Source organism: Caballeronia sp. (assembly GCF_049581465.1).
Taxonomy (GTDB): domain Bacteria; phylum Pseudomonadota; class Gammaproteobacteria; order Burkholderiales; family Burkholderiaceae; genus Caballeronia.
Genome location: NZ_JBAUSA010000746.1, coordinates 1 through 6,400, shown reverse-complemented (window position 1 = coordinate 6,400; position 6,400 = coordinate 1). Strand labels below are relative to the sequence as shown.

Below are 6,400 nucleotides of genomic sequence, written 5' to 3'. Positions count from 1 at the left end.
GCAGCGTTCCGCGACGTCGACAATGGAAGGCAATCAGCGGATTGCAGCCGCAGCGCGCCAGATGCGTATTGTGGCGGACCAGGCCGCGTCCGAAGTGAGTCAATCCGAGGAAACCGTCAGGGTTTCCCTTGCAGACATCCACGGCCTGGTCGACAGCGTCTCGGTGATGGCTGCCGAGATCGAGACGTTGCGTGAGTCATTGAACGAAGTCAGCAAAATTTCTGAAGGGATCTCGACTATCGCGCGCCAGACCAACCTGCTGGCTTTGAACGCCGCGATAGAAGCGGCTCGTGCCGGCGAATTCGGCAAGAGCTTCGCTGTAGTCGCATCCGAGGTCAAGGCGTTGTCCGCCAAGACCGCTCAGGCAACCTCGGAAATCGGCGCCACGCTGGCAAAACTGTCAGGCCAGGCTGATCTGTTGATGGCTGAGGGTTCCGCCAGTGCCGTGCGTGCGCAACGAGTCAAGGAAGGCACGCACGCGATCGGCGAAGTCGTGTCGACCACGGGGAAGGCGATAACCACATTGAGCGTCGAAGCCGAGCAAATTGCGCTGCAGACAGAAGCTATCGACCAGCAATGCAGCGGGCTCGAGTCGAAAGTTTCCGAGATGGTCACCGGAGTTGAGCGGTCAAGCACGAGTTTCACCAAGGCCCGCGATCAATTGAGCAAGCTGCTCGGGGTGTCTGAAACCTTGATCGAACTGACTGCCGCAGCGGGCATAGAAACGCCGGATACGCCATTTATCCAGGCGGTCGTAACGGCCGCGCAGAAGATCGGACGGGCTTTCGAGCAGGCCATTTCGCGCGGCGAGATCTCTGCAGCGGACCTGTTCGACCATGCCTACAGTCCGACGGCCGGCACAAATCCCGAGCAATTCACGACCCGGTATATCAAGGTCGCCGACCGGATCTTGCCCGAGATCCAGGAGCCCTTGCTGGTGCTGGATAAGCGCGTTGTGTTCTGTGCCGCGGTCGACACCAAGGGGTATCTGCCAACGCACAACAAAAAGTTTTCCCAGCCTCAGGGTGACGACCCGGTCTGGAATGCCGCCAACTCGCGCAACCGGCGTATTTTCAACGACAGGACCGGTTTGGCTTCCGGTACGCATACCAAACCGTTTTTGTTGCAAACGTATCGACGCGATATGGGAGCCGGGCAATACACGCTAATGAAAGACGTGTCCGCGCCGATTATGGTTGGAGGTCGTCATTGGGGTGGGTTGCGGCTCGCGTATAGCGTTTGATCGATCGGGCCCGTGGTCCGACCGTTCGACGCTACTTCGGCGAATGCTTGGCCGAAGCATTTGCGGTTGCCTCGAGAGCGCTGAGGCGGGAGTTGATGACTTCCGCGTGCAGCTTGATGGCCCTTATTAGAAATTGAACGTCCTCGTTCTCGCTCTTGGATGCGAGGTCGTCGAACTCTGCCAACAACTTCTTCACAGCTTCGGTACTCATGGCTACTCCTTAGGGGATTCGTGAGAAACGCGAAAAATTGATTGTGCGCCTGTTTGTGGCAGGTGATGGCGGGCTTTGCGTTTTGTTCAACTTGTCTCTCCACGCTTCTAGGTATTAGCCCTATCGCAATCAGTGATATCCTTGTATATCGTACTTTTACGAAATATACTTCGCTTAATGACGATTCGCCTGCTTACCCGTTCTCATGGATATCGACGCTATTCACAAAGCCCTGGCGAACCCCGTCCGACGAGAAATTCTCGTCTGGTTGAAGGAGCCCCAGGCGTATTTCCGCGAACAGGACTTCCCGCTCGCGAATGGCGTGTGCGCCGGACAGATCGACGCGCGCTGCGATATGTCGCAATCCACAGTCTCGGCTCACCTTGCCACGCTTCACAAAGCGGGCCTGGTTACGTCGAGGCGAGTAGGGCAGTGGGTATTCTTCAAACGCGACGAAGCGACGATCGAAGCGTTTCTCGAGCAGCTTCACAGAACGCTTTGATTCGCTTGCCAACGACGTTGCTTCCCTTCAGTTGTTAATTAGGAGTCCATTTAAATGCCAAGTCTCTTCGATCCGCTAAAAGTAGGTGCCCTGACGCTTCGCAACCGTATCATCATGGCGCCGCTGACGCGTCAACGGGCAGGCGAGGAACGTGTGCCCAACGCGCTGATGGCGCAGTACTATCGTGATCGCGCCGAGGCTGGACTCATTATCAGCGAGGCGACCTCGGTCACGCCACAAGGCGTGGGCTATGCCGAAACGCCTGGCATCTGGTCCGACGAGCAGGTTGAAGGCTGGAAGCTTGTGACCAAGGCCGTGCACGAAGCCGGTGGCAAGATCTTCCTGCAGTTGTGGCACGTAGGCCGTGTTTCAGACCCGGTCTTCCTCAATGGCGGTCTTCCCGTCGCACCCAGTGCGATCGCACCAGGCGGTTATGTCAGCCTCGTGCGCCCACGACGCGAGTATGTCGTTCCACGCGCACTCGAACTGAACGAGATCAAGGGTGTTGTGGCGGCGTTCCGCAAGGGCGCGGAAAATGCCAAGTTCGCCGGATTCGATGGTGTTGAAGTACATGGCGCAAATGGCTATCTGCTCGACCAGTTCCTGCAGGACAGCACGAATAAGCGTACCGATATCTACGGTGGATCGATCGAGAACCGCGCTCGCTTGATGCTGGAAGTAGTTGACGCATGTATCGAGGTGTGGGGTGCCGATCGCGTCGGCATGCATCTCGCGCCGCGTGGCGATTCGCACACGATGGGTGACAGCGATCGCGCCGCGACGTTTGGCTATGTCGCTCGTGAGTTAGGTAATCGCGGGATAGCGTTTATTGCCGCTAGGGAACGGACCGATGCCGATTCGCTCGGGCCTCAGTTGAAGGCAGCGTTCGGTGGGGTTTATATCGTCAATGAGAAGTTCACCCAGGAAAGCGCTCAGGCCGCGCTCGATCGGGGCGACGCCGATGCGGTCGCCTGGGGCCAACTGTTTATCGCTAACCCGGATCTCGTCAAGCGGTTCGAGAGCGGCGCTCCTCTCAATGCGCCTGTTCCTGAGACGTTTTATGCGCGTGGTGCCGAGGGGTATACAGATTATCCGACACTTGAGACCATCGAGTGAGTTTGCCTTTGGCCGGTTGACATGTCGGTGATTTGTTGATTGACGGACCGCGGAGAACTTACTTTCTTCGCGGTCCGCGCGTGCTCCGCCATGCGTGGCAGTACTTAGCGTTCCTTGTCGTCGCAATGGAAGGCAATCGAAGAAAAACCGCTTTTTTCGTCAGTACTTCAGACTGTTATTCTGCCGCGTTGGCACGGTTTTAGGTGTCGTCGCGCGACTCACCCTCTTTGTACGATGGGTATCCCGGCCTCACACTCCTTGTGCGTTTTTGGCTCAGCCATTTGTCGCTACCGTTCATGCCCCCCTCAACCTCTTCGCCTCGCGTTCTTGGCCGTCCGTGGCGACTTGCGGAATGAAATGGTATCGACATGCTTTATTAGAGAGCGGCGACAAAGAAAATTCGGTGAGGTTGTTACGGGAATTTAAATGCTCAGAGTAATGGGTGCTTGGATTGAAATAAGCGTCGTTGCGAAATTGACTTGATAATTCGTCAAGTTGAAGTAATCCGTGCGAATGTGTAATTCGGCAGATATAACGACTTCACGCTACGCTTGTATTCGCTTTCATTAAAGTGTCTACTGAACGGCCCGGTTCATGCACGGCAATCCGATGGCAATAGTTAACGAATTGAGAATTTATACTGACACCGGTTTTTCAAATCGCCCGCAAACGTATGCCAGGGTTAGTCGTAGCGATAAGGATAAAGCAGTTTTACCCCCGGAACTGATAAATCGAAATTCGCAAGAATAGCTCCCGATTATTTTGGAATTTAAAATGATCACGTCCGCATGCCAGGAATCAGGTAAAGCCAACCGGCATGCCACCTAAAACCGTTACGAAAACCAGTTTCAAAGAATTGGCGCAATGAATCTTATAGCCGGCTGCAAACCCGACCGATAAACTTAAAATCCTTATAGCCGCTTTATCCCGGAGGGGCCCGCTCGAATTGAAGATGTCCCTCCTCACGCAGTCGATCATTTCTGGAGGTATTGGATGACGAAGTCAACTAAGGCAGGTTCGCAAGAGCAATCCAAGATCGCGGCGCTCAGCCCGTTCGAACTGAAGGACGAATTGATCAAGGCGGCAGGTGGCGGGGCGGTCGAGCGACCCGCTAACGCGGCGATGCTCAATGCGGGCCGTGGCAACCCGAATTTCCTCGCGACCATTCCGCGTCACGGCTTCTGGCAGCTTGGCCTCTTCGCCATGCGCGAATCGGAGCGCTCGTTCGCTCACATGCCGGAAGGCCTTGGCGGGTTTCCAAAGCGCGAAGGGCTCGAAGAGCGCTTCGAGATTTTCGCGCGCGATAACAAGGGCGTGCCCGGCGTCGACTTCCTGCGCGGCGTCCTGTCCTATGTGCGCGACCAGATGGGCCTGAACGGCAGCGATTTCCTCTACGAGATGTGCGAGGGCATCCTCGCATCGAACTATCCGGTGCCCGACCGGATGCTGAAGTTGTCGGAGGTTATCGTGGCGCAGTACCTGCGCCAGGAAATGATCGGCAAGCATCCGTTCGTCGGCGACTTCGATGTCTTCGCGACCGAAGGCGGAACGGCCGCCATGACCTACATCTTCAACACGATGCGCGAGAATCACCTGATCAAGCCCGGTGACACCATTGCGCTCGGTTCACCGATTTTTACGCCCTACATCGAGATTCCGCGTCTCAATGACTATCAACTCAATGTAGTGAATCTCGATGCCGACGTGGAACTCGGCTGGCAGTATTCGAAGAAGGAGCTGGACAAGCTGCGCGACCCGAAGGTGAAGGCTTTCTTCCTAGTGAATCCAAGCAATCCGCCTTCGGTCAAGCTCAACACTGAGAGCCTCGAATACATCGCGGAGATCGTGAAGGAGCGGCCGGACCTGATCCTTCTCACTGACGACGTGTACGGTACGTTCGCAGACGACTTCGTCTCGCTGTTCGCGCTATGCCCGAGGAACACGATCCTCGTGTATTCGTATTCCAAGTACTTCGGTGCAACGGGCTGGCGCCTGGGCACCATCGCGATGCATCGCGAGAACGTGATCGACGAACTGATCGGCAAGCTGCCGGCAAAACAGCGCGAGCAGTTGCACGAGCGCTATGAATCGATCACGACAGAGCCGGAGAAGCTGAAATTCATCGATCGGCTGGTCGCGGACAGCCGCACCGTCGCGCTCAACCACACGGCCGGTCTTTCCACGCCGCAGCAGGTGCAGATGGTGCTGTTCTCGTTGTTCTCGCTAATGGATACGCCCGAGGCCTACAAGAAGGCGCTCAAGCGCCTGATTCGAAGCCGCAAGGAGGCGTTGTATCGCGAGATCGGCATCAGTCTGGACGACACCGATGAAAACCTGGTCGACTACTACACGATCGTCGACCTTGAATACCTCGGTAACCGCGCGTACGGTCCTGAATTTGTCGAGTGGCTCTTCAAGAACACGGAGCCGACCGAGTTGCTATTCAGGCTCGCGAAGGAAGCGCGCGTCGTCTTGTTGCCGGGGCGTGGCTTCGGGACGCAACATCCATCGGGACGGGTGTCGCTCGCGAACCTCAACGAGAGCGACTACAAGGCGATCGGCCGCGCAATGCGCGCGTTGATGGTGGAGTACGTCGAGCGTTATAACGGTGCAACGGGCAAGTCGCTCGACAAGAACAAGGTGCTCTGAGCGTAGAACGATAGAAAGAGGGCGCTGTCAATGCGAACGGGCCGCTGGAAACAGCGGCCCGTTCTTACACCAGAAGCTCAAGTCGTTAGTACCTGCCGCGTCGCAACTTGCTGCCCGTTCTTATCCGTCTATGAGCGGGTCAGTGTCAGAGGGAATGTCAGGGCGTGATATGCGGCTTCCCCGCCATTTCACCGACCACGGAAGGAATGACAGCGCTCGCGGGTTGCGTTTCATCCACCGCGGTACGGCCGCCGTCCTTGAAGAACGCTTCCTCCGCGGCCTGGTTCAGCACGAGAATGCTGATGCGGCGGTTGGTCGGTTCGTCGGCCACGTCCTTGTTCAGCGGCAATACGTCTGCGAGTCCGCGCACTTGCAGGACCTTGCCTTCGCTCATCCCTCCCGCAATCAACGCACGACGCGCGGCGTTAGCGCGCTCGCTCGACAGTTCCCAGTTCGAATAGCCAGCCTGTCCGCCGGAATAGGCCACCGCGTCCGTGTGCCCCGCTATCGACACGCGATTGTTGACGTCGTTCAGCGACGCGCCGATCTGCGTGAGGATCGTCGTTACGTAGTCTTCGAGTTTCGAGCTACCCGACGCGAACATCGGACGCTTGAGCGAGTCGACGATTTCGATGCGCAGACCTTCGCTCGTGATCTCGATCCGAATCTGGTCCTTGTA

The 6,400-nt window shown here is 56.9% G+C and carries 6 protein-coding genes; 4 read left to right on the top strand and 2 right to left on the bottom strand.

What is annotated here, in order from left to right:
- Window positions 1-1,243, top strand: a 1,243-nt coding sequence (locus WCA53_RS18520; protein ID WP_423913764.1) for a methyl-accepting chemotaxis protein, incomplete at its 5' end; no start/stop codon positions are given.
- 31 nt (window positions 1,244-1,274) lie between these two features.
- Here the strand turns inward: WCA53_RS18520 and WCA53_RS18515 are convergent.
- On the bottom strand, window positions 1,275-1,454 hold the full coding sequence (locus WCA53_RS18515; RefSeq protein WP_423913761.1) for a hypothetical protein: 180 nt from the start codon (window positions 1,452-1,454) through the stop codon (window positions 1,275-1,277).
- Window positions 1,455-1,659: 205 nt separating this feature from the next.
- Here WCA53_RS18515 and WCA53_RS18510 point away from each other — a divergent pair, with 205 nt between their 5' ends.
- The 3 genes from WCA53_RS18510 to WCA53_RS18500 all read left to right on the top strand — a co-directional run bounded on the left by WCA53_RS18510 (window position 1,660) and on the right by WCA53_RS18500 (window position 5,721).
- A complete protein-coding gene (locus WCA53_RS18510; protein WP_423913758.1) occupies window positions 1,660-1,956 on the top strand; it encodes an ArsR/SmtB family transcription factor in 297 nt (98 codons plus the stop codon).
- 54 nt (window positions 1,957-2,010) lie between these two features.
- The gene (locus tag WCA53_RS18505; RefSeq protein ID WP_423913755.1) at window positions 2,011-3,072 is read left to right on the top strand and encodes an alkene reductase; all 1,062 of its coding nucleotides are present in this window, start codon (window positions 2,011-2,013) and stop codon (window positions 3,070-3,072) included.
- 993 nt (window positions 3,073-4,065) lie between these two features.
- Window positions 4,066-5,721 carry a bifunctional aspartate transaminase/aspartate 4-decarboxylase gene (locus WCA53_RS18500; protein ID WP_423913753.1) on the top strand — a complete coding sequence of 552 codons (1,656 nt, stop codon included), beginning with the start codon at window positions 4,066-4,068 and terminating at the stop codon, window positions 5,719-5,721.
- A gap of 157 nt (window positions 5,722-5,878) precedes the next feature.
- Here the strand turns inward: WCA53_RS18500 and WCA53_RS18495 are convergent.
- Window positions 5,879-6,400, bottom strand: a 522-nt coding sequence (locus WCA53_RS18495; protein ID WP_423913749.1) for an OmpA family protein, incomplete at its 5' end; no start/stop codon positions are given.